The organism is Methanoculleus marisnigri JR1 (assembly GCF_000015825.1).
Lineage (GTDB): Archaea > Halobacteriota > Methanomicrobia > Methanomicrobiales > Methanoculleaceae > Methanoculleus > Methanoculleus marisnigri.
This window is the reverse complement of the sequence record NC_009051.1, coordinates 2,049,832-2,073,268: the sequence shown is the minus strand read 5'-3', so window position 1 is coordinate 2,073,268 and position 23,437 is coordinate 2,049,832. Positions and strand designations below refer to the sequence as shown.

The following is a 23,437-nucleotide window of genomic DNA, read 5'->3' as shown; positions in this document are numbered from 1 at the left end:
CTTCCACCGGATCGTTACCTCCCCGGGTTGTAAGATGCAAAGAGAGCCTCTCCGGAATGGGCGTCTATCCATATCTGGGCCGTTCGCGGCGGGTCCTGCGAGCGGTACCGTTCATCGTCGAATTCGATGCGCCAGGCAAGAGGCACCGCGACCGGTTCCTTTGATGGGCGTTGTCGTGCGATCAGGTCGTACCACTGCAGTTCCGTCGACCTGATGACGATCTCGCCGGGGTCCGTGCCGTAGGTATCGTGAAGGTACGTCAGAACCCGTTCCTGTACCGCGTCTTCCGGGATCGAAGGTTCCGGATCGGCCATGGTGTCGTTGTTTGACACTTTCCAGAATTTAGAGTAAGAGACGACGCGACCGCTGATCGAATCGATATCAAGGATGATCTTGTCGGACTGGCAGAGGACGCCGTCGATCGAGCGCTGATACACGAAATGGTACGGGCCGTTTCGCAAACCCAGCGGTGTATCCACCGTAGAGAGTACTGCGACGATCTTCACGACGCCCGAACGCTCGTTTCGGTCCTGGAGATACGCATCGGCGATCTCCTCCGCCGCATCGATCGTGATTGCAGGGTCGGCAGACCGGTAATAGTCCCGGCTATCCTGGAAGTACACCATCTCTCCGTCGGCGGCATCGATCGATACCATGATATCGCCTTCCGGGTCGGGGTCGTCTTCCGCTTTCACCCGGAACCTTCAGACGTCGCCATAGGTCTGCACGTCGTTCGGCTCGGCGGCCATCCGTTCGATCCGGATCCCGGGATCTCCCGTTCCAGTGCGGCCGCGGCAAGCGAGCGCGCTTCCCCCTCGCCGATCCGGCCGTCCGACGGCGATTGGGCCGGTGTCTCCCGGGGTGACACCGTCGCCTCCGGCGACGTCGGTGCAGCCGGCCCGTGTCTGCCGGCATCCGTCCCGACACACCCCGGCGATGCCGCCGCACAGGCAAGGAGGAGAAGCACCGCCGCGAGTGTGTAACCGATTTTGTTGATAGTCATGCCACTGTATTGTTTCATCTGTTGCTCCCTATGAGAGATCTTTGCTGTATCCTCAGACATAGAGGAGGTAAAAGGGGAGAGTGAACTCACCCTCCCCTTACCCCTCGGCCGGCAGTTCGTTCATCTTTACGGATACGTTACCCATCCTGTCCACTCCTGATCTTCCACGTTCGCTGGGAGGGCGTAACTCCACGCATAGGCCCTATAGTTGTCATCCTCTGGATAGGCAATCATGTTCGTCGCCTCGACGTATTTCACGTTACAAGCGCTGCGTGAGGTTGATCTCACCGTCTGGTCAGCACTGTTCCTCAAAAACGCCTCCACATAGATGTAACTCGGAACCTCGTCGCCGTAGAACCGGTTACTTCCACCGAAATTAATGAAAGAGCTATTCTTCGATATCCATAGCATGGACCACTACTGACGATGCGGCTCGCGTGTTTGTACTCTGCAGATTGGTGGCCGACCATGTCATTTTCCTCTGGTACACATCCGCCTTTTCATCGTCGGACATGTCGGTGAGGAACTCAGGATGCACCTTTTCGAGATACTCTCCGATGGTGATATCCGTCCCCCACAGTTCGTCGATCAGGCTTAGTGTGGCTTCGTCGGTCGTGACGACCTCCACGGACTCACGGGGCTGTGCACTCACCGCCGGCACGAAGATCGCGCCGACGATCAGCAGCGCCGCAAACAGGGCGCCGATTCCGGAGAGGAATTTTGGTTTCATGGTTTCATTCCTCCTTTCATGCGTGTCCCGGGAGGCCATGGAACCGCAATGGCTATCTCTGATGGAAGCCAACTGCATCATTAGCCTCCGGGCACGCGGGACGTTCACCCATCCGATTCGCTAGTGGCCGGGTGAACCTCCGCACCGTTGCAGGCGTCGCCTGCGGCGCCTACGGTGGAGAACTAAACGTTTTTCTATATACTTTTTCCGGCCAGAACACCTACATGCCAGGGCGTTTCGACCCATTTTGCCCTCCGAAGGATGCCGTGATCGACCGGGACGCGCGTTGCACCGGCCGATAAGAGAATAAGCATAACCCCGGGAGTCGGGGAGATGCCGGACGGCGAAGGACGGGCAATCCTGCTGCCGGAGTCTAACCCGACGAGTCCTCGTGGCCTCTTGTGGCGCGATAATTCCCTGTGCTGGGATGCCTGGAGATAGGGAGGTCATCCAGACATTGATTGAAGAATTCCTCGGCATCTTCGGAGAGCCTGTAGCGGACGAACCGCCCGTCCCTGCCTACAGTGACGATCCCTTCGGTCTTCAGTTCCTGCATGTGCTGGGAGACGGTCGAACCGGTGAGCCCGAGCCGTTCCGCGACGTCGTTCCGCGTTGTTTCCGGAGACCCGAGGAGGTACCTGAGGATCGTTCTGGAGGGTTCTTCCCGGAGGCTGATGAGAATACGTTGCTCGAGATCGGTATGCCTCTGGTTACGCGCGAAGTGGCCCGTGCGGTTCCGGTAATCCACGGCAGCCACCTTTCCCTCCCGGATGAGCATGTTGAGGTGGTACCGGAGCCTTCCTCTCGATACACCTGTCATCTCGCCGAGCTCCACGGCACCGGCACCCGGGTTTGCGGCGATCTTCCGGTAGAGGTTGAGCCGGAAGTCGTCGTCGAGGATGGTTCGTTTCGTTACCCGCCGGAAACCGAACGGCAGGAAGATGCTGAGAATGTAGAGGAGTTCGCCGGGGAAGAAGCATGCGGGGAGAATCACGAGCAGGCAGTGGAAAAACATCACCAGGAGCGGTTTTTCCTGAAGTGTGCTCTTCTCAAAGTCGTATAGTTCTCCGGGGTAACCCTCCAACGCCGGTTCGACCGCGTAACCGGCGGTTGCCGTGCCCGGGAGCGAAATGCCCGCGAAGGTCACGGCAACGAAGAGAATGGAAAAGATCCGGCTCCACCGCACCATGCTGGATTGTCGCCGGAAGAGCTGTTCAACGTTTCGATATTCACCGCCAGCCAAACGTGTAGTCCTCGGTCCCGGTCACGTCATAGCCGTAGATCTCGTAGTCCCACGTCCCGGGGTACAGGCCGACGGAGTCCTTTATGCGCAGGCGAATCCTTCCGTCCAACGTGCCGTCGTACGAATCGTAGTACGGTCCGAGCACGGTGTCGGGAGCGTAGATCATCAGTCGAAGCGAGTCGGATGGGTCGCCCCAGTTCAGGTCGAGGACGAGCTCCGTTTTGCCCGGGGGAATGTAGTTCGAGAACTCATCCGTCTCACCCTGCGTGATGGTGTCGTAGCTCCTCAGTGCAGGCAGCGGTTTTTCTTTGAGCAGTTCGTCCCCGATCGGGGTTACGATGTAGTTATGACCTCCTGTCCCCTGCGCTGCCACGGCCGGGATCAGCAGTGCCGCGGTGATCATGATAACCGTTGCGATTCTGTAAGGTTTCATAGGGCGTCGTAGAGGGCTTTCAAAGACAACTATATGTTTTTTACGGCCACTGCAGCTACATGTCGAGCGATATGTAGCTGCAGTGGCCGTAAATTATATGGGGCCCTTTCCCTGACAAAAAGGCGTGGATACCGCATGCGGGATCCCACCGGGGGCTGAGACCCTCGATTGGCGTCGTGTCCCTGCCCCTGGGGCGTACCCGGAGAACATGGGGCTGCTGGCGGGAATAGTGGTTGTGAGCCCGTGTTCTCCGGGATGCGCATGAATGGTTGTTCGAAACCCTGAGGTCAAAATGCCTCTTCGGCATCAGCTCATCCACCGTGGCGCTGTCGATTGCGGCGTTATCTCCGTGCCGGTGGGATGGAACGTGTTCACACCGAACTGCCCGGAACGTGGGCGGCGGCCGGGGCGACGGGCAGGGGCCGCCCCTGTCCGTCCTCATGATCGCACGGAGGCCCGTTATGACAATTGAGCCGGGAACATATTTTCAGGAGCCGTGATTCCAGTCCTTCTCATCGCGGTGGCCTGTATGGCGGTTACGCTGTTCTGGCCGGACGGAGAGGTACACGTTATAGACACCGCGAGCGGGCGTATCGTCTTTTGCGAGAACATCACCGCCGGCACCCATCCCCTGGGGCGGGCCTGGATCGACTCGGACCTCAACGAGACGGTCGCCTCTTCCGGCACGGATGTCGTGGCCGGGCTCGGGAGGAACACGTTTACGGTGACCTGCGCCAACCGGAACTGCGGCATCTTCGATCCCGCCCGCGCCTCGTTCACGCTGACCGTCCGGGATGCCGCGGGCAGGCCGTACAGCGAATCCGTCACCATGGACCGGGCCGGTACAAAGGCCCTGTCCGTCTCGTTCGACGTGGAGGAAGCGGGTGAGGGGGCGTTTCGGATCTCCGCGACGAGTTTTCGTTAAGACCGGCAGCGACAGAAGGGGGCGACCCGGCGAGGGCATAGATCCTCCCCGCTCTGAGACCCCCACGCGACCGCTCGATCTCCTGGAGCATCCCCTCGTCGGATGCCGTATCACTGCAGTTCCTCGATCTTCCACCCCAGGTAGTCCCGGATCACCGTGAACGCCAGCCCCGGCGGGATCGCGCCCTGCTCGGTGACGATCAGGTCGACGTACTCCGCGGGCGTCACGCCGAAGGCCGGGTTCCTGACCCGGACGAAGGGGAGTTCCTCTGCCACCGCCCGGGGCAGAACCTCGTAGGGGTTCCGCTCCTCGATCGAGACATCGTTGTTCGTCTTCACACAGTTTCTGTGCCTTGTGCAGATGGACATCCGGGGCGAGTGACGGAGTATCTGCAGAACTGGTAATATTCCCGATCCGGGGCCTTCCAACGCTCAGACATGTCGATGGTTGGCACAGAAAAGGTATTAAGAGAAACAACAAAGCCTCAATCGATGATACCGCACGTGGTATCCCGCGGGGGCCGGGAAGCTCGATCGGCATCGTGTCCCGGCTCCCGTAGCGTGCCCGGAGGGCAATAGGGCTGTTGGCTGCCATCAGGGATAGCCGTTGCGGTTCCGTGGCCTTTCCGGGATGCACATGAATGGGGAAACGGAAATGACACCGGAAAAAGACACCTCGGATAGGGACTGTCACGCGTCGACAGGCGCGTATCTGCCCTTCCCGATCTCGTATTACCGACATGGGCTTCCCGACTGCGGGGGCGGCTCGGGATCCTGGTACAGTGCCGATTGTTTGCCGAACATGTTGATCCGGTATGCCCGGGCCCGGAAATGCCTCACATATCTCCAGAAATTGGCGGGCTGCTACTGGATGGAGAGGGACGGCTGCCCCGAGCACTGCTACATAGAGGGGACCTTCGATCTAGACTTCTATCTGGCGCGTGTCAAGAACAGCGCCCAGGGACTCAGCCATGCGATCTGCGCTGAATTCCTCGGAGGCAATACGGACGCATTCTCCAGCTGGAAGTTCTACCAGTATGCCAATCTGAATATCAGACCCGGGGACTGGCAGATGCCCTACGGGACGAACACAGAGGACACGACAGTGCAGATCTACGAAATAATTGGAGTATTTAATTGTGGCCTCCCTGACCACAGGACACAGCCTGAGGCGACGTTCTCGATCGACGCACAAGGAAATGTAACCAGGAGTTGAGAGGGGAGGAAATGAGAAAAACGGCTCTACGGTTCGCCATCGCACTTGCAATCGTTTGTTGCGTGGGAGCGATGATCGTGGCAGTACACCCTCCAGATGAGGAGTGCCGTCCGGAGATCGGGAACATGACGCCGGAGGAGCCGCCGACCGGGCTCGACTTGCCCGGGGATATAAAACAGAATGTAACGCCGAAACAGGTACCTGAAGCAGTACAGGAGGTTAGGAACATGACGTCGGAAGAGATCAGGGAACTTGCCCGGAAAATCTATGATTCCTGGTATAGGTCTAGAACCGTTGAACTGGCGTTGGAAGAGGCGAATATGACAGCGGCTGAGTTGCCCGATGACGTAAGCGAAGAGATGAAAAACACAGTGCAGTTCGAAGATATCATACGAACGTGGGAGATTGATCCTCAAAACAAACGGGCCCTCATCTATGCGTCCCCCGAATTGAATGAAGAGCATGAAAAAGAGTTGAGCGCCGTTCAGGGTAAACAGGTCGGCGATTGGAACTTTACCATTATCTGGGAACCCTATGTGCCCGCATTCGTGAGGCGGGCACTGGAAGAAGCAAACATGACGCTGGATGAACTTCCGGACGAAGTAAAAGAAGAAATGGAAAAAACCGTGCAAATTGGGGGGGTACGAAGGTGGGAGCTTGATCCCCAGAACAACCAGGTCATCGTCTATACGTACTTTTCGCGGGATGCAGAGCACGAAAAAGAGGTGAAGGCCGCTCAGGGCAGGCAGGTGGACGGCTGGACCTTTAACATCGTTCAGGAACATTATGTTCCGGAAGACGTGAGGAAAGCGCTGAAAGAGGCGAATATGACGGTGGACGAGTTGCCGGACGAAGTGAAAGAGGAAATCGAGAACATCGCGCGATTCATGGAGATCGGGGGTGTACGAAAGTGGGAGTTTGATCCCCAAAACAAACAGGCTACCATCTATGTGTACTCCATACCGGAGAAGAACAACATTGATGCTGTCCAGGGCAGACAGGTCAACGGCTGGGCCTTTACGGTCATCCATGATCTCGAGTATGAAAAAGAGTTGGAGCATCTTGGGGCTGAGTTGATGCAATTCAAGAAAGATCATCCCGAATTGCAGATATCGAGCTTCGCGACATCTTCCGAAGAGATCTGGGTATGGGTGCGCAATCTCACGCCCGAAAATGAGGCACTGAACGGCACCGTGATACACGACAGGACGGTTCTGATACAGTGGAGTCCGGTTGATTATGCGCTCAGGATGGCTAGAGAGCAGGTGTCGATGGAGCCGGGGACCGGTTGAGGCAAACACGGTCAGGTCGATGATCGGCACCAGGCCCCGTGAGAGGCAACCCGATCGGCACCTGTGCGTAAGTCGAGGGTGCCGCAACCATTTTCTCTCGCTGTGAAGGACCGTCACCGACTTGATCATGAGGATTCACGGTTGCCAGGGAACTACCCCCAAGGATGCGCCCGGCAGGATCTGATCGAGCGTTGCGGCCCGGACTACCTACCCAGAACCGCTCCCCGACCCTCCCGACCTGATTGCTCTCATCTGGCAGCCGATCGTCGCGATGCTTGCGTTACCGGCGATCTTCTTCGGAGCGGCATACACCCGTTTCATGCGGATGGATATCCGGTGACGGCCGGGTGGTCAGCCCGCTCGGAATGCGCTCATTCTGCCTGCCGCCGGCATCCGGGGAGACACCGAAGCACCGGGTTTTGATGCCAAAAGATCTTCACCCTGAAAATCTGCATGGGCAAATGTCATGCGATACGCTGTGAAGTCTTCCAGGGCTTGTTCTTGATGGGGTCACCTATTGACCCGGAGGAGAGTATCCGTTGCCGGGACCAGAATCCGGGAAGCAGACCATGACCATAGAACGCAGCCTCACTGTCGCCGCAAAAGAGCTCTCCGATCTCTTTACGAACCGGCGGTTCCTCCTGATCTTTTTCCTGTATCTCATCATCGCCATGGTCGGTACGGGTCAGGGACTCGAGCGCTACGATTCCGCCCTGACCTCGTACAACGACGCGCTGCAGGCGGCTGACGAGTACCGGAATCTGCAGGACCTTGGGGCCTGGTGGCTTGAGATGCCTGAGCGACCTTCGGTCCTGCTCATTTTCGATTCCATGGCCGGCACCACAGTGACGCTCGGAGCACTGCTCGCGATCGCCGCCGGGTTCGACCAGGTCACCCGCGAGAAGGAGAGCAGGTCGCTCAAAACCCTCCTTGCGCACCCGGTCTACCGCGACGAGGTCGTCGTCGGCAAGGCGCTCGGGGGTGCCGCCGCCCTGGGAGTCATCGTGGGGCTCGTCCTCGCCATCATCACCGGCCTTCTTCTCATCCTCTCGATCGTGCCGACGGCGGGCGAGGTCGTCGCCATCCTGATCTTCGGGGCGATCTCGCTCCTCTTCCTGGTCGCCTGGTTTGCCGTTGCTCTCGCGTTCTCGACGGTCACACGGGAGAGCGGGAACGCGTTGGTCTTCACTCTGGTGATCTTTTTCGTTGTTTCGTCGCTCCTCCCGGTGCTCGGGGCGATGGTTGGAGGGCTCGTCGCAGGCCCGCCGCCGCAACGTCCCGAGCAACCCGAAGTGATCCCCGTGGAGATGTATGTCTCCACCTCTGCTGGTGAATCGTTCGTCCAACGTGACGATTCCGGGCAGCAGGCTTCTGTATGGAGTGAAGCGCTGAGAGACTACCAGGAGGATCTGGCGGCGTATACCGCGAAGAAGAGACTCATCACCAACGTTGTCACGCTCCTCTCGCCGCAGAAGAGTTACCAGGACCTGACCGATTTCATCTCTGCGCCGGGAGAGGAATCATTCCTGGAACCGCTTGGCAGTGTCTGGGCAGGTATCACGGGGTTGATCGTCTTCCCGGCGGTCTTCTTCGCCGCCGCATACAGGAAGTTTGTGCGGATGGATATCCGGTGACGGCCAGGTGGGCTGACTGCCCGATACGTGCAACGGGCAGGTTCGCGCGCAGCGCCGGTCCGTCGCCCGGTCGGGCCGGATGTACTTCCGTAAAATAACTGGATTTCTGGATCAGGGAGAAATATTGCAAGTTTCAGTCCGAAACTTCTCCTCATGCTAACATGATGGAGAACATGGCCGATTCTCACTGGAGGGGGGCCGTATCACTCATGGATCGAGGCGATTGCTGCAGATAGGAGGGACACAAGGGGCCGGATACACCATCGACAATTCGAGAGTGAGCACAGAAACGTTAAGGGAAGCAACGCCGATGTCTCAATCGGCGGGGGCCGGGAAATTCTATCGGCGTCGTCTCCCGACCCCTGCAGCGTGCCCGGAGGGGCAATAGGGCTTTTGGCCGCCATCAGGGATAGCCATTGCGGTACCATGGCCTCCCGGGGCGCGTGAATGAAATGTTCGTGCCATGTACCGCCGAGGGTGTATCGACTCTGCGTCGCTGTCACCCGTACGTCTCATCCCGGATGGCGGAGCCGGGTTTTCGGGGCGGCCCTGCATATTATCGGAAAATGCAACATTGTTGTCATTTTGCATCCAGATTGTTACCGCAGGTCGAGTCGCATGAACCGCACATAGGCGACGGCGAGGAAGATCATCGGGAACGCAACGAGACCGACGATATTCTGCCAGAATCGGCCCAGCACATCTTTGAGACCAGATTCTTCCGCAACGGCTCCCCCGTCCCCGCCGCCGGAATGAAGGGACCCCAGCATCTTTATCATCGTTTCATAGTTGCCGTTGGGGCTGAGTGCCAGAATGGTGTTCTTGACACCGTCGTACGTCGCGCTGCGATCGTTCCTCTCCTCCAGGTACTGCTGTACCTCGTCCGGCGTGGGATTGTCGCCGGGCCACGCCGGGATGGGGCCGGCGGCTGAGACGGCCGAACTCTCTGCAACGACGGGCACTATCGCCGAGAAGAGGATGAAGATCGCCATCGCCCAGGCGAGCGCCCGGCCGCCGTCTTCGCTGAATGCGGAGAATGCAACGGCGACGCCGAAGTACGCGAGCAGGTAGAGGATCGTGGCGCCCCAGCAGAGCACCACGATTGCCGCATCATGAGGGGTGACGGTAAGCCCGGCGACGAGCACCGCACCCAGCGCCAGGATGAACGGCACGGCCGATGCAAGCACCAGCACGACGGCGCCGCCTACGGCCTTTCCGGTGATGACCTCGTCGCGATAGACCGGCCGGGAGAGGAGCATCCGGAGCGACCGGGTCGAACGCTCCCCGGAGATGAGGTCGAACCCCACGGCGATCGCGAGCAACGGCCCGAAGAGGAGGAACTTTTCCCCTACGCCGAGGAAGATCCACAACACCGATGGGAGGTTAGGAGAAGATGTAAACGGCGATGTCGATAAGTGGTCGGCACGCGCCGCCCTCTCCAGGAGAAACACATACCACTCCATTGCATTCGTGTAACTGGCAAGGCCTCGCTCCAGGGCAAAGAGAGTCAGAATGCCGAAGAGCGCGAGCACCAGGAGGAACGTCCGGTCGGTGAGGTGGTCGGCGAACTCCTTTCGTGCGATGATCGCTACACGAGAGAGGTCGATTTTCATTGGCGCATCACCGGACATCCATCCTCTGGAACGCTATATACGCGATCCCGAAGAGCACGAACGGTGCTGTGAAAAGCACCAGCACGTTCTGCCAGAACCTGGCGAGGGCGTCCGTCGGGCGGGCTGTTTCGTCATACGGGAGATATGTTATGGAGCCCTCGATGAACGAGTAACTGGTGAGCCGTGGTTCAAGGACGCTCTTTGCAACCAGTTCGTAGTTCCACTGCGGCGAAAAGACCGTCGCGACGCTCTCGAGCAGTCCGAGCCGGGCCTGGTAGTCTCCCCGTTCGGCGGGACTCGCGCCCGGGAGGGGGTGAGCCCCGACAACGACGTCCTTCGCAACCGCGCTCGCCGTCGGGACAAGGGCGGTGAAGATGAACAACACCACCAGCGCGTACAGGAAAGCCTTCCCTGTCCGGGGAACCACCGTCGAGATGGTCAGGGCGAGGCAGAAGTAGAATGCCAGAAAAGCAACCGTTGCGAGCGCAAAGAGCAGGATCGAGACCAGAGCGTCCATGTCGGGCACGATCCCGTCGACAAGGAGGAAACCCAGCGAGGCGGCAAGCCCGGCGAAGACGAGCGACGTCAGGGCAAAAAGACCCCCAAGCGCCTTGCCGGTGATGATCTCGTCCCGGAAGATCGGCCGGACGAGGAGCAACTTGAGCGAACCGGTCTGCCGCTCCCGTGAGATGAGATCGAACCCCATGGCGATCGCAAGGATTGCCCCGACGGTAGAGAGTTCTCCGGGGAGGCGGGTGTAAACGTCCGCGGCGTTCGGAAGGCTGCTACCGAACTCTTCGACACCCCAGGGGGTGATGGCGGGGCCGGCGGCGTATGCCCGGGCCGTCGCGTGGTAGCCGCCGAGACCCTGCTGGAAAGGGAGGATGCAGACCACGATCAGCAGGAGCGCAAAGGCAAGAAACGTCCAGTTCGTCAGGTGGTCGGTAAGTTCCTTACCGGCCACCGTCAGTAGGCCACTCGGAGCTGCTTGGTTGCTCCGGGTTATGGACATGGGTTGTCACCGTTCATATTCTCACACTCTATGGGGCGAAGGGACCGCAGCTTACGAGGAAGTGACGGTCCCACATTGGAACTACCAGGGGCAGGCTACTGCAGAGGTGTCCAGCCGTTCTGATCGAACCAGCTCTTCGATACGACACCGTTCCCGGCAACGCACGGCAACTCCGGGCCTGATACTGTCCTGATTCGGGATTGGAATAGATCCCATACGCACCGGCGTCATCCACGTTGTAGTAGTGCTCCATGGGGGTGCTTGCAACATGGCCACTCGCCGACGTTGCAGGCGCCGCCTTCAGCATTGATGGTTGAAAACTCAACGTTCCTCCATATCCCTTTTCCGGCCCGATCAGTTACATGTCGAGGCATCCGATCCATTTTGCCCCCTGATGCTGAACTCTAGTGATGTTGGTGTTCTCCGGGCCGTGTTCGGGTGGCCGCTCTCCTGCTTCGGCTCCGGAGGAGTGCCGTAAACGGCACTCGATACCTTCACGTCTGGAGTTTAACCGTTCCATCGAACCAGGTATCTCCGGCAAGACTGATTTTCTCGACGACAACCCGATAGATATCGCCCTCCTGGAGACGCTGGTCGTACCGCACGTGACGCTCACCATTCTCGGTGAACGGGATCCATGGCCCGTCATCCTGTGCGAGGATACGGTTGTTGCTGTCGACCAATTTTAGCCGCAGGTCACTCCATTCGCCATCGACCCGGTAGAATTTCATGTCGACCTGAATGGAGTTGTAGACACCGGAAGGCACAGCAAACTGGAAGGTCCGGCTTGGCTGCGATTCAGTGATGGTACTCCCAAAGGGGAACGTAGCGACATCCCGTATGCCGATTTCTCCAGAAGACTCTCCAGAAAGTACTTCAGCGTCCGTGGTATCGCTCACATCCGGCGACGAGGGCTGGGTACATACGGCCAGTTCAGCCATTCCCTCCGCCGAAACCCCTCCTATGCAGAGCAGCACGAAGAGTGCGGCTATGCCAATCAGGAATGTTCTTCTCATGGTTTTTCACCTCGTTCACGCGTGTCCCGGGGAGGCCACGGAACCGCAATGGCTATCCCTGATGGCGGCCAACAGCCCTATTGGCCCTCCGGGCACGCTGCGGGAGCCGGGACACGACGCCAATCGAGCTTCCCGGCCCCCGCGGGATACCGCGTGCGGTATCATCGTTCGAGACATCGGCGTTCCTCATCTTAACGTTTCTGTGCTCACTCTCGAATTGTCATCGCGGCCTTGACCCGCTGATTCCTCCCAGTTTACAACGTTCGCCCCGATCCATGACTGATATGGGGGGTTTTTGGTAGAAATCGATCCAAATCTCTTTCCTGGGGGCGTGGTGCATATTTAGAACTGAAATCCGCATACGTTCCGCTGATGCGTAAAATCTGTAATATTGTGGGTCTTCTGGCTGTATCCCGGTGCGCGTGCGCGTCGTCGTGGTTCGGGTCATGGGGATGGAAGACGATCTGGGTGTAGTATATCGACTCGGTGGCTCGGACCGATATCAGGGGTTGCGGCCTCCTTGATAGGCGCGCATAATCCCCTTGTCGCAGGTTGGTTTCTCCAGGGGCGCCTATGAAACTGCCGGGTTCTGCCATTCCCTGGAAATTCTCCGGTATCGATCCTGAACCTCATTCCGGCCTTCAGAATTGCGCCCAGGGATAATTTCCACTGGAAAGTCTCCATACCGTCCGTATTGCAGGTATCAGAGACTTATTCGATGAAAACGGTGATGCGGACTTCCCGATGACGATTCGACGCTCGGCACAGAACATTTAAGGTCAGGGATCTGGACATAGAGCATAGTGGTATCATGAATGTAACGAAGTGCAGTGCGCAGGTTGTTGAAAGAATCCTTGTTGCTGCGCTGCTTACCTCCCTCCTCCTCGTCTCCGGCGCTGCAGCCCTGCCCTGCAAGACCGCCGGTGGGATTGCGGTAGCGCCCGCCGACGATGTGAGCGACAGGGTGGAACTCCTCCGGTCGGTCGGCGGCACGATATACCCGGACGAGTACCAGACCGTCTGGAAGTCGGTGCCGTCGGGCGTGAGGACCCTGCAGGTCTACCTCGACTGGAGCGGTCACCAGCATCCCGGCACCGATTCTCTTGCCCTGACCATAACCCCGCCGGGCAGCGGTGTACTCGGCCCGTACCGTGACGCTGTCGACGGAAGGATGGACGAGAAGATCTCCCTCACCCTCTCAGGGTCCGATTCCCTGCCGTCCGGCACGTGGAAGTTCCTGATCTTCGGGGAAGACGTTCCGGAGGAGGGGACGGAGTATACACTGAATGTTATCTATTACTACTGATGGATGTAGAGGCACTGTAGGGGGCCGGACCGTGCACAGAGCGGCTGACCTGTTCATTGTCCTGTCCCTGGCCCTGCTCCTCCTCTGGAGTCCTGCGACGGCAAAGATCATCGTCGAGCCAGGTCCCGCTGAACTCCCCACTGATGGGATAAACGTCGACGACGAGTTCTTCATGCCGCTCTGGTCCTACCCGCCGATGGAGTTGCTCACCATTCTCCTCCTCCTCCACTGCCCGCTCCTCGCGATGCCCTTCGAACTCGTCTATTCTACCGGCGTCACGGCGTACCTCGGCTACCGGTCTTCACGCAGCCTCCTGGACAACAAGAAACGGTCCCGAATCTATGCCTGCATCCGGGACCGCCCGGGGATCGCGCCCGCTGAGATTGCCCGCATCACCGGGATCAACCGGGGAACGATCCGTTACCACCTCTCCTGCCTCCGGGAGGCCGGTCTGGTCAGTGCCCTGAATCGAGACGACAGGGTGGGCTACTTCCGAAACGGCGACTATGATACGGCCGAGAAGGTCGTATGCCTGCACCTCCAGAACGGCACGCGTCGGCAGATCTTTGCCCTTCTCCTTGAAAAATCCGGCATCACGCAGTCGGAGATAGCCGAGATCGTCGGCATCTCGCGTTCCACAGTCGCCTGGCATCTGCGTAGGCTCGCCGCAGACGGACTCGTCGAAGCGAATCGCGACGGCCGGACAGTGTGCTACACGCTCACCGGCGAGGCACTGGCGTCTTCCGGCGTTCTGGACGGGACAGCGGACATTACGGTATCTTTCCTTCCCTGGAACGGAACGGTTGCCGAAAACCGTGCCGACTCACTTCTCCAGTAGGCGATCCGGGCCCTACCGCAGTTCTTCGATCTTCCACCCCAGATAATCCCTTATCACCGTATACGCCAGCCCCGGCGGGATCGCGCCCTGCTCGGTGACGATCAGGTCGACGTACTCCGCGGGCGTCACGTCGAAGGCCGGGTTTCGGACCCGGACGAAGGGGAGTTCCTCTGCCACCGCCCGGGGCAGAACCTCGGCGGGATCGCGCTCCTCGATCTCGATCAGTTCACCCAGGATCGTCCGCGGCGCGAACTTATAGGTCTCCGCCGCAACGATGACGTTCGTCCGCGCCTCGTGTGCGGCATGCGCGATCTGGGCGGTCCCGATCTTGTTCACCACCGCGCCGTTCACCGCGATGGCGTCGGCGCCGACGACGACCAGGTCGACGTCGTTGATGAAGTAGCGGACCGCCGAATCGACGATGTAGTTCGTCCTGATTCCGGCGTTGTTCAGGGTCCTGATGGTGACGAGCCCCTGGCCCCGGGGCCGCACCTCCGTCGCGTAGACCTCGATCTCCTTGCCCTGCCGGTGGGCCTCCAGGATGCACCCGAGCGCTGCCTCGGAGTTGCAGTGAGTCAGAAGGACGTCGCCGTCGGAGATGTGGCGTGCCCCGATCTCCGCTATTCGTTCGACCGCGTGCTCCGAGTGGTCGACGAACTCCGCCGCCCGGGCAAGAACCGCGTCCCGTGCGGCTTCTACCGAATCGAACGAGTCCAGAGCCCGCATCACGGAGCGCACCGCGTTCGGGAGCGAGACGGCGGTCGGCCGGGTCGCGGTGAGGATATCGGCCGCCTTCGCCATCTCCTGCTTGAACGTGTCGGGGTCGGCTGCATCGAGATTTGCGGCATAATCGGCCAGCGCTTCCACCGCTGCCCGGGCGATCCTGCCGGCGCCCCGGATCTCCATACTCTTTATGTTTGCTGCCGTCTCACTCAATACCATACGTCCTCATTCAAGAGAGGACAAGAGACTACATAGACTTATTGACGTGAGAATATGTCGGTAGCCGTTGTTTTTGATAGTGCAGGCACACTTCTGCGGACTTACCGCGTAGCACGCGACATCCTCCACGACGAGATGCTGACCGAGGTCGAGACCACGACCATCACCTTCGGGGCCGAGGCGAGAGTGCTCGTCGTCCTCCACCTCCATTCCCGGGACGTCATCGAGGCGCCGGAGGATCAGCTCCTCTCCGAGTTCTTCCTAGAACATTCGATCGGGTTCGGGGTTGCGTGCTCCCGGCGGGTCATCCCCGCCGAAGAGGTCGGGAACCTCCTCTACAACGACGAGACTGCCCTCGTCAGCGATCTCCAGGCGTGCATCCGGCAGGTCTGGAGCTGCTGCAAGAGAGAGTCGATCGTCACCATGAACAGCGGGGTGATCCTGAACATGGACATCCCCGGCATCGAGTTCGCGGTGACGACCGGCGGAAGGCCGTTCGAGGGCGCGAAAGAGGCCATCACCGAGCTGCACCGGATGGGCGTTCCCGCATACATAGCATCCGGCGACCGGGTCGCAAAGCTTGAACGGATGGGCGATTACCTCGGAATCCCCAGAGAACGGGTCTACGGTGTCGCAACCCCCTCGATGAAGGCGCGGATCGTGGAGGACCTCAAAGAGCAGTATGATAACGTTGTTATGGTTGGAGATGCCATCAACGACCTGAACGCCTTTAGGAAGGCGGATCTCGCGGTGCTCACCGAACAGCAGTCGGATCGGAAACCGGCCGTCCTTTATGCGAGCGTGGATCGGGTGATCCACAACGTCGACGAGGTGCCCGGTATCGTGGCAGAACTCCTCACGGATACCACGGCGACCGGGAAAAGTGCAACAATATAAACCCTAATATGATACCAGAAGAAGATTAGTTTAACGAGGATCTCAAGATGACCCCACTTATTACGGTGAAGGATCTCTGCATGGAGTTCAACGGGACTACCGTGCTTAAAAATATCAATTTCGAGGTGGCGGAGGGAGAAACCGTCGGCATCATCGGCAGAAGCGGTGCCGGCAAGACCGTTCTCATGCACCTTATGCGGGGTGTCGACCAGCCTCCGACACAGGGTGCAATCATCTATCACGTCGTCACCTGCGGCAAATGCGAGTACATCGGTGTCCCGAGCGAGGCGGGAAAGCCGTGTCCTGTCTGCGGGGGCAACCTCGAACCGGCGGATATCGATCTCTGGGCCGACGAAAGCGCGATGATGAAACGGCGGATCATGCGGAGAACCGCCATCATGTTCCAGCGGACGTTCGCACTCTACGGTGACGACCGGGTGATCGAGAACGTCCTGCGAGCGCTCGACGACGTCGGCTACCCGGGCGAGAAGGCCGTCAGCAGGGCCGCCGACCTCATCGACCAGGTCAGGCTCTCCCACCGGATGATGCACATCGCCCGCGACCTCTCCGGCGGCGAGAAGCAGCGGGTGGTGCTCGCCCGGCAGCTCGCGAAGAACCCGTTCATGCTCTTTGCGGACGAACCGACCGGGACGCTCGACCCGGAGACCGCCACGCTCGTTCACCGGATGCTCATCGAGAGCGCCCGGGCGAACGACATGGGGATGGTCGTCACTTCCCATTTCTCAAAGGTCATCGAGGACGTAGCCGATCGGGCAATCCTCCTTGAGAACGGGGAGATCAAGGGGATTGGCGTTCCCAGGGAAGTCATCGGCCGGTTCATGGAGAACTACAGCGACGTCGAGCAGCACGAGGCCGGAGCGGTCGGCGAGAAGATCCTGGTCGCCCGGGACGTGGTCAAGCGCTATCTCTCGGTCGACCGGGGCGTCGTCCGGGCGGTCAACACCGTCTCGTTCGACGTCGGCGAGAAAGAGATCTTCGGGATCATCGGCAAGAGCGGAGCAGGCAAGACGACCCTCTCCCGGATCATATCCGGGATCCTCGAGCCCACCAGCGGCGAGATGAATATCCGGATCGGCGACGACTGGATCGATATGACAAAACCCGGCATCGAGAACCGCGGCCGGGCGAAGGGTTACATCGGCCTCCTCCACCAGGAGTACGACCTCTACCCGCACCGGACGGTGCTCGACAACCTCACCGACGCCATCGGTCTAGAGTTCCCGAAAGAACTCGCGATGAGGAAGGCGATCATCACCCTCGGGATGGCCGGGTTCACGCCCGAGAAGAGCAAGGAGATCCTGGAGCGCTATCCAAGCCAGCTCTCCGAAGGCGAGAAGCACCGGGTGGCGCTCGCCCAGGTGCTCATCCGCGAACCCCTGCTCGTTGTTCTCGACGAACCGACCGGCACCATGGATCCGATCACGAAGATCGACGTGAAACACTCGATCCTCCACGCCCGCGAAGAGATGGACGAGACATTTATCGTGGTTTCGCACGATATGGAATTTGTGAGAGATATCTGTGACCGCGTCGCCCTCATGCGGGGAGGCAAGATCATCCAGATGGGACCGACGGAGGAGGTGCTCGCTCATCTCACCGAGGACGAACGAACGGTGATGGGGGCAGGCGGGGCCCCCTGAGGTGCACGTAATGGAGATCCACCTGGACGGTAAATGCATTTCAGTTCCGGCGGGTTCCCGGCTCGGAGATCTCCTCCCCGAATGGGATGAACGGTGCAGTGTCGCCGTCATCCGCCCGGCGCTCGTTGAAGACGAAGCCGAGTCGCAGGAGGTCAGGTTCGCCACTCCGGCGGGGGATCTGGTCGTCGAGGTGGCAAAGACCGCGGCGGTCTCCCGTCTCCTTCGGCCGGATCTTGCAGAACGGCTCCGCCTGCACTGGCAGGACCGGTACGCCGCCGCTTTCGGCCCGTTCGAGTCCGGCATCCGCCCGGCACGCCGTCCGGGCCGGTACGAGCGCGGCGACGTGATCCTCGGGTGCGGGGGCTACGATCCTTCCCAGTCCTACCTGATCTTCGCACGCATGAGGCATACCGCCGACTACGGTGCGCCGGAGGACGGCGGCGTCATCGGCAACGTCGTCACCGGCCGCGGGCTGCTCGACCGGCTCGCCGAAGGCGATCGGATCACCGACGTCGAGCGGGTGTTCCGGCGTGTCGACCGCTCGAACGTCGTCGTCACCCGCGATGCCGAATTCCCGCTCGAAGACGGAATGCAGGTCGTCTCCTACGTGGAAGCGGAAGTGCAGGGCTTCGGGGAAGATGGGATCGATACCGGAACCGCCCGGAGCGTCGAGCACTTTCTTCTCTCCGTACAGGGCGGCAGATTCCAGGTGGGCCGCTCGAGCAGCACCCACGTCGCCGACACGCACCTGGTCCCGACGCGGGTTCCGGCGGAGTTCTCCGGCCCGAGGCTTGAAGGAACCGTCACGGTCAGAACCGCCGGGAAATCCTCGGGAGGGGTCTACATCTATACCCAGGGCGTCTCGGCAAGCCCGGTGCACACCGTCGTAGGAAGGGTCGTCCACGGCATCGAACTCCTCAGGTTTGCCGGAGAGGGCGACCTCCTCACCATCCGTGCGGAGCCGGAGCAGTTCGATCTCGTCGGCCTTTCGCTCGCCGATGCGGAAGCGGTCGCCGCCCGGTGTGGCGTCTCCCTCACCGCCGACGAAGCCGTTGGCGACCGCGTCGTGGTAAGCCAGATCCCGGCAACGACGCTCGAAGTGCTGGCTACCGGTGATGCCCGGGTCGAGACGGTGTCTGCCGACCACGTCGTCAGCATCACCCTCGACGAGGCGGCCGCGCCCCGGTCGGTCAGGATCTTCCGCGAGGTGACCGGGCTCAAGCACCATAGCGTCGGGAAGATGCCGCTCGTCTTCGTCTTCGAGGACGTCTTCCTCTTCAAGCCGAAGATCGGCAAGGGCGTCGGGATCATCCCGGAGAACACTCCCGAGGGCGAGGTGCCGGCCTACACCCTCGCGATGACGAACGATTCCCGGCGGGGAACCGGCATGGTCGGGATCCGCACGACACCGAGCGCCGAGTTCGGCCCGACGTCCGAACCGCTCACGGGTACGAACGTCATCGGGAAGGTGCTCGATGCGGGGAACCTTGCCGGGATGCGCGAGGGAGCTACGGTATACGTGAAGGAGGTGAAGTGATGGCCGAATATATTCCCGAGTACGTGGGCACGGTGACCAAATACGTCTTCGTCGAGTCCCCGTCCATGACCGCCGGCGAGCTCGCGCTCAGGGCCTACGAGGCCTCCGAGGGCGTCCTCATCAAGGAGACGTGCTTCGGGCTGCAGGTGACGGGCGAACCGGAGTCCGTCGACCGCCTCATCGAAGAGATCCGCGCGTTCGATCCTACCCATATCTTCGTCAAGGACCGGGGATTTCCTCCCGGGGACCCGAGACGCTGCCGGGCGAATCTCGGCGGAGCGAGGCCGGGCTACCTCGGCCACGAACGGGAATTCCGCATCCTCCGCTACATCAGCCGCGGGCTCGAGGAACTCGACCGGCGTGAAGAAGGTGAGGTGGAACCGGCACCGCCCGCACGCGGGAAGCGACCGTTACTTGATATCAAGCGACTGCAAGAACTGATAGATACAGAGGAGTCCTGAATTCAATGGCAAAGGTGTTTATCTACCCTGCAACGAGCCTCATCCTCTCCGACCTGGTGGCCCGGTTCGGCCATAAACCGCTCGGTGCAGCCCTCGGTATCCGGGAGAGGATACAGACCGCCGGGGTAGACTCCCCGCCCCTGCAGATCACTCCCGAAGAACCCAAACGCGGCCTGAAGTACGCGGCCGTCGAGGTGCCGTCCGGTGTTCGGGGGCGGATGGCGATCTATGGCCCCCTCATCGAGGAGGCAGAGGCCGCGATCATCGTCACGGACGCCGACCTTGCGTTCGGGTGCATGGGCTGCGCCCGCACCGACGAGCTGATTGTCTTCTCCCTGCGCCAGAGCGGTATCCCGATCCTGGAACTGAAGTATCCCTCGAACGAAGAGGAAGGCGTGCAGTTCGTCGCCGCCGTCAGGAAGTTCCTCGACGGTCTTCCAGAGGAGGAGGGCGGGGCATGAGCCGGAAGGTGCGGATCGCCCAGCTCTCCTGCGGGCCGGAGTACAGCGGCGTCCAGAAAGAGATCTACGATGCCGCCGAGTCGGTGGACGCGGAAGTCTTTTTCCCCGACATCGCGCTCGCCGATGTCGAGCGGGGGGTCGACGCGTTCGGCCTCGACGTCCGGAGCGCCGACCTGAAACTCATGATCGCCCGTGCCATGGCCCTCGTGGAGGGGAAGGTGGATGCCGACGGGGTCTTCATCGGCACCTGCTTCAGGTGCGCCGAGGCGGCGATTGTCCGAAACGAACTCCGGCGGTACATCCACGAGAACTCCCGGCTGCCGGTGGTGAGTTACTCCTTCACCGAGCGAACGACCGCGGGAACCCTCCTCACCCGGATGGAGGCCCTGACCACCATCGCCCGCCGGAGAGCGCTCCTTGCCCGTGAGGAGCAGACCGGGATCACGATGGGCGTCGACTCGGGGTCGAGCACGACGAAGGCCGTCGTGATGAAGGACAACGAGATCGTCGGCACCGGGTGGCACCCGACGACCGAGGTGATCAAGAGCGCCGAGAGCGCCGTCGCGGACGCGCTCGAGATGGCCGGGCTCACCCGCGAGGACATCCAGGCGATCGGCACCACCGGATACGGCCGGTTCCTGATCGGCAAGCACCTCGGGGCGGATCTCGTCCAGGAGGAACTGACGGTGAACTCCAAGGGCGCCGTCTACCTCGCCGATCACCAGCAGGGTTCCGCGACCGTTATCGATATCGGCGGGATGGACAACAAGGCGATCAGCGTCATCGACGGCATCCCCGGAACCTTCACGATGGGCGGGATCTGCGCCGGGGCGAGCGGCCGGTTCCTGGAGATGACCGCAAAGCGGCTCGGCGTGGACATCACCGAACTCGGGCCCCTCGCCATGAAGGGCATGGGGAAGAACGTCCCGATGAACAGTTACTGCATCGTCTTCGGGACGCAGAGCCTGGTGAACGCGCTCGCCGCCGGCTCCTCGCGTGAGGACGTGGCGGCCGCGGCCTGCCACAGCGTCGCCGAACAGGTCTTCGAGCAGCAGCTGCAGGAGATCGACATCAAGGAGCCGGTGATCATGGTCGGCGGCACCTCGCTGATCGAGGGGCTGGTCCATGCGATGGGCCAGCTCCTGCAGACCGAGATCGTCGTCCCGCCCCACTCGCAGTACATCGGCGCGGTCGGGTCCGCCCTGCTCGCGTCCGGATTCATCAAGGGAGAGTAGATGCCCCCGTTGAACTACTTCGTGGTCGAGTCCCCGGACGAGGTCGGGAGAGTGGCCTACGAGCGGATCGCAGGCGATGTCCTCCAGGACCTCGATCTCATCAAGGTGGTCGACCGGCTGCACATATACGTCGACCCGAAGATGCCGATCTTCGTCGCCGCCGGGCTCCTGCGCCATATGCCGCGCGCAATCCGCATCGCCGACTTTGCAAACGTCAACCGCGGCGAGAACGAGATCGTCCTCGATATCGGCGACGAGACCTACCTTGCGCCGCTCCTCCAGAAACTCTGGAGCATCTACGGCAAGGAGCACGTCGACCAGCCCGACCGGTTCACCGTCGTCCTCCCGACGGGGATGGCCGGGGACGAGGATCTCGATCGGCTGGTGGTTGCCGACCCGAGCGAGACCCTCTACAAGGACGTCATCTACGCGCTCCAGTACATCGCTCCCGAGGGGTTCAAGGTTCGCCGCCAGTACATCCGGGACGGGAAGTTTTACTACGTGGCGAGCGAGGATACCCTGCCGACCGACATCGTGGAGACGATGGTCGTGCCGCTCTTTGAGAAGATGGGGGTGACGCTATGACGACGCTGGTGCCGGTGACCTACAAGGGAGGCGTCTACCGGCACGACGAGATCATGGATCTGATCGACGACCTCGGGGGCTACATCGTCCAGAAGCACGTCATGGCCCAGGACGTCGTGCTCCAGTCGTTCGTGCCGCGAGACGATATCGAGATGATACGCCGGATCGCAAAACCGCTCGCCGGCGAGGTGGTCGAGGCCCCTCTCGTCGGGACCGAGATTGCCGTCGTGAGCCCGAGCCTGGAGATCCATCACCTTCCCCACATCTCCTGCGATATCGCCGAGTATCTCAGGCGGTCGGGCGCGAAGACCAACATGGTCGGGCTTGCGAGAGGATTCGGGAAACGGATTGCGAATTTGAACGACGAGGAGCGGGACGTCATCAACGAGCACGATCTCGCCGTCTACGCGCTCGGCAACTTCGAAGAGTGTATCCGGCAGAAGTTCCCGGCGATCCGCCGGGAGATCCACGTGCCGATCGTGGTGACCGGCGCGCCCGACCGCGAAACCCTGATGCGGGCGATCGACCCACCCGTCGAAGGATACGTAGGCGGGATCGGCAGGATCATGCACCGGTTCAAGCGCCCCGAGGAACTCGGGAAACTCGACGAACTGGTGGACGAGATCTCCCGCGTCCTGGATGCGCGGCGGGATGCTCTCGCAAAAGACCCGCTCTCCGTCTTCCCGCCCCGCCTGATGGCGATCATCGAGGAGCAGATCCACGAGGTCAGCCTGCTGACGCACCCGACGCCGGTGACCGCCCAGATGGAGGGGCTCCGGGTGAAACTCCCCTACGATTCGTACGCCGACGACGTGCGGTCGCTCGAGGTCGCCGAAGGGGTGACGGTCGGTGATATCGCCGACGTTACGCCGTCACGGATGCGCAACTACATATTGATCCGGATTAAACCTTTCTCGGAAACGAGGATACTGGTGTAGTTGCGATGGATTTCGAGAAGATACTCACGAGGATTGTCGAACGGGGGTCGGACACCATCGCGGAGGAACTCCTCCGCGAGATCGAGAGCGAGTACGGCAGGGTTCCGCTGATTTTTGAGCGGATGGCGGAACGGCCCGAGATCCTCATCTCGCACCTCCTCTACAAGGGCGCTGTCGTCGAGACCAGCCAGCTCGAGCCGAAGACGATCGAGCTCATCAGCCTCGCGGTGGGCGCCGCGCTCAAGTGCAACCACTGTGTCGAGTACCACATGCAGTCGGCGATGGCGAAGGGCGCGACCCGGGCCGAGATCCTCGAGGTGATCCTGATCGCGGGACTGCTCGCGAACTCCGCCGTGCTCGCGGATGCATACCGGGTGGTGAACGGTGCCCCCTGTCCCTCCTGCGACATCAACGGTACGGGCCTGGATAAGACCTGTTCTGATAAGTGACCGGGCCCGGA

At 60.8% G+C, this 23,437-nt stretch carries 25 protein-coding genes; 15 read left to right on the top strand and 10 right to left on the bottom strand.

Features of this window, described 5'->3' with window-relative positions:
- Positions 1-14: 14 nt before the first annotated feature.
- From MEMAR_RS10290 to MEMAR_RS10270, 5 genes are all read right to left on the bottom strand, one after another.
- Positions 15-695, bottom strand: coding sequence for a YcdB/YcdC domain-containing protein (locus MEMAR_RS10290; protein WP_011844918.1), 681 nt, complete (start codon positions 693-695; stop codon positions 15-17).
- Positions 692-1,003: a hypothetical protein gene (locus tag MEMAR_RS10285; protein WP_048063836.1), complete on the bottom strand. Its 312-nt coding sequence runs from the start codon at positions 1,001-1,003 to the stop codon at positions 692-694. The genes MEMAR_RS10290 and MEMAR_RS10285 overlap by 4 nt, the downstream gene beginning before the upstream one ends.
- A gap of 388 nt (positions 1,004-1,391) precedes the next feature.
- Positions 1,392-1,733 (bottom strand): hypothetical protein, encoded by a 342-nt coding sequence (locus MEMAR_RS10280; protein WP_143706389.1) that lies wholly within the window; start codon positions 1,731-1,733, stop codon positions 1,392-1,394.
- A gap of 373 nt (positions 1,734-2,106) precedes the next feature.
- Positions 2,107-2,922, bottom strand: coding sequence for a winged helix-turn-helix transcriptional regulator (locus MEMAR_RS10275; protein WP_011844914.1), 816 nt, complete (start codon positions 2,920-2,922; stop codon positions 2,107-2,109).
- Positions 2,923-2,962: 40 nt separating this feature from the next.
- Positions 2,963-3,409 (bottom strand): hypothetical protein, encoded by a 447-nt coding sequence (locus MEMAR_RS10270; RefSeq protein ID WP_011844913.1) that lies wholly within the window; start codon positions 3,407-3,409, stop codon positions 2,963-2,965.
- 529 nt (positions 3,410-3,938) lie between these two features.
- On the opposite strand from MEMAR_RS10270, the gene MEMAR_RS10265 reads away from it, so the two are divergent.
- Positions 3,939-4,334 carry a hypothetical protein gene (locus MEMAR_RS10265; RefSeq protein WP_011844912.1) on the top strand — a complete coding sequence of 132 codons (396 nt, stop codon included), beginning with the start codon at positions 3,939-3,941 and terminating at the stop codon, positions 4,332-4,334.
- 110 nt (positions 4,335-4,444) lie between these two features.
- Here MEMAR_RS10265 and MEMAR_RS10260 read toward each other — a convergent pair whose 3' ends face one another.
- On the bottom strand, positions 4,445-4,672 hold the full coding sequence (locus MEMAR_RS10260; protein WP_048063833.1) for a translation initiation factor eIF-2B alpha/beta/delta subunit family protein: 228 nt from the start codon (positions 4,670-4,672) through the stop codon (positions 4,445-4,447).
- Between the two features lie 316 nt (positions 4,673-4,988).
- On the opposite strand from MEMAR_RS10260, the gene MEMAR_RS10255 reads away from it, so the two are divergent.
- The 3 genes from MEMAR_RS10255 (at position 4,989) to MEMAR_RS10245 (ending at position 8,475) form a co-directional block, all read left to right on the top strand.
- On the top strand, positions 4,989-5,549 hold the full coding sequence (locus MEMAR_RS10255; protein WP_143706388.1) for a hypothetical protein: 561 nt from the start codon (positions 4,989-4,991) through the stop codon (positions 5,547-5,549).
- A 71-nt stretch (positions 5,550-5,620) separates the two neighbouring features.
- Positions 5,621-6,841 carry an RNA-binding protein gene (locus MEMAR_RS10250; RefSeq protein WP_245526595.1) on the top strand — a complete coding sequence of 407 codons (1,221 nt, stop codon included), beginning with the start codon at positions 5,621-5,623 and terminating at the stop codon, positions 6,839-6,841.
- A gap of 569 nt (positions 6,842-7,410) precedes the next feature.
- Positions 7,411-8,475: an ABC transporter permease gene (locus MEMAR_RS10245; RefSeq protein WP_011844909.1), complete on the top strand. Its 1,065-nt coding sequence runs from the start codon at positions 7,411-7,413 to the stop codon at positions 8,473-8,475.
- Positions 8,476-9,074: 599 nt separating this feature from the next.
- On the opposite strand, the gene MEMAR_RS10240 is transcribed toward MEMAR_RS10245, so the two are convergent.
- From MEMAR_RS10240 to MEMAR_RS10230, 3 genes are all read right to left on the bottom strand, one after another.
- Positions 9,075-10,088, bottom strand: a complete 1,014-nt coding sequence (locus tag MEMAR_RS10240; protein WP_011844908.1) for an ABC transporter permease — start codon at positions 10,086-10,088, stop codon at positions 9,075-9,077.
- Positions 10,089-10,095: 7 nt separating this feature from the next.
- A complete protein-coding gene (locus MEMAR_RS10235) occupies positions 10,096-11,052 on the bottom strand; it encodes an ABC transporter permease (RefSeq protein WP_187147920.1) in 957 nt (318 codons plus the stop codon).
- 542 nt (positions 11,053-11,594) lie between these two features.
- Positions 11,595-12,116 carry a hypothetical protein gene (locus MEMAR_RS10230; protein ID WP_011844906.1) on the bottom strand — a complete coding sequence of 174 codons (522 nt, stop codon included), beginning with the start codon at positions 12,114-12,116 and terminating at the stop codon, positions 11,595-11,597.
- Between the two features lie 811 nt (positions 12,117-12,927).
- Here MEMAR_RS10230 and MEMAR_RS10225 point away from each other — a divergent pair.
- A complete protein-coding gene (locus tag MEMAR_RS10225) occupies positions 12,928-13,422 on the top strand; it encodes a hypothetical protein (protein ID WP_011844904.1) in 495 nt (164 codons plus the stop codon).
- A 31-nt stretch (positions 13,423-13,453) separates the two neighbouring features.
- Positions 13,454-14,260: a winged helix-turn-helix transcriptional regulator gene (locus tag MEMAR_RS10220; RefSeq protein WP_245526594.1), complete on the top strand. Its 807-nt coding sequence runs from the start codon at positions 13,454-13,456 to the stop codon at positions 14,258-14,260.
- 12 nt (positions 14,261-14,272) lie between these two features.
- Here the strand turns inward: MEMAR_RS10220 and MEMAR_RS10215 are convergent, their stop codons facing one another.
- Positions 14,273-15,202: a ribose 1,5-bisphosphate isomerase gene (locus MEMAR_RS10215; RefSeq protein WP_011844902.1), complete on the bottom strand. Its 930-nt coding sequence runs from the start codon at positions 15,200-15,202 to the stop codon at positions 14,273-14,275.
- Between the two features lie 54 nt (positions 15,203-15,256).
- On the opposite strand from MEMAR_RS10215, the gene MEMAR_RS10210 reads away from it, so the two are divergent.
- Genes MEMAR_RS10210 through MEMAR_RS10170 form a run of 9 tightly spaced genes read left to right on the top strand, consistent with a single transcriptional unit; the run spans position 15,257 to position 23,426 of the window.
- The gene (locus MEMAR_RS10210; RefSeq protein ID WP_011844901.1) at positions 15,257-16,099 is read left to right on the top strand and encodes an HAD family hydrolase; all 843 of its coding nucleotides are present in this window, start codon (positions 15,257-15,259) and stop codon (positions 16,097-16,099) included.
- Between the two features lie 47 nt (positions 16,100-16,146).
- The gene (atwA, locus tag MEMAR_RS10205) at positions 16,147-17,760 is read left to right on the top strand and encodes a methyl coenzyme M reductase system, component A2 (protein WP_011844900.1); all 1,614 of its coding nucleotides are present in this window, start codon (positions 16,147-16,149) and stop codon (positions 17,758-17,760) included.
- 10 nt (positions 17,761-17,770) lie between these two features.
- Positions 17,771-19,297: a methyl-coenzyme M reductase-associated protein Mmp3 gene (mmp3, locus tag MEMAR_RS10200; RefSeq protein WP_011844899.1), complete on the top strand. Its 1,527-nt coding sequence runs from the start codon at positions 17,771-17,773 to the stop codon at positions 19,295-19,297.
- The gene (locus MEMAR_RS10195; protein WP_011844898.1) at positions 19,297-19,758 is read left to right on the top strand and encodes a methanogenesis marker 6 protein; all 462 of its coding nucleotides are present in this window, start codon (positions 19,297-19,299) and stop codon (positions 19,756-19,758) included. Before mmp3 ends, MEMAR_RS10195 begins: the two co-directional genes overlap by 1 nt.
- 5 nt (positions 19,759-19,763) lie before the next feature.
- Positions 19,764-20,219 carry a methanogenesis marker 5 protein gene (locus tag MEMAR_RS10190; RefSeq protein ID WP_011844897.1) on the top strand — a complete coding sequence of 152 codons (456 nt, stop codon included), beginning with the start codon at positions 19,764-19,766 and terminating at the stop codon, positions 20,217-20,219.
- Positions 20,216-21,454, top strand: coding sequence for a methanogenesis marker 15 protein (locus MEMAR_RS10185; protein WP_011844896.1), 1,239 nt, complete (start codon positions 20,216-20,218; stop codon positions 21,452-21,454). Before MEMAR_RS10190 ends, MEMAR_RS10185 begins: the two co-directional genes overlap by 4 nt.
- Complete coding sequence (locus MEMAR_RS10180) at positions 21,455-22,039, top strand: methanogenesis marker 17 protein (RefSeq protein ID WP_011844895.1); 585 nt, start codon at positions 21,455-21,457, stop codon at positions 22,037-22,039. It abuts the gene before it with no gap.
- Positions 22,036-22,977, top strand: a complete 942-nt coding sequence (locus tag MEMAR_RS10175) for a methanogenesis marker 7 protein (protein WP_011844894.1) — start codon at positions 22,036-22,038, stop codon at positions 22,975-22,977. The genes MEMAR_RS10180 and MEMAR_RS10175 overlap by 4 nt, the downstream gene beginning before the upstream one ends.
- Positions 22,978-22,982: 5 nt before the next feature.
- Positions 22,983-23,426: a carboxymuconolactone decarboxylase family protein gene (locus MEMAR_RS10170; protein ID WP_011844893.1), complete on the top strand. Its 444-nt coding sequence runs from the start codon at positions 22,983-22,985 to the stop codon at positions 23,424-23,426.
- The last annotated feature ends 11 nt before the right edge of the window (positions 23,427-23,437 follow it).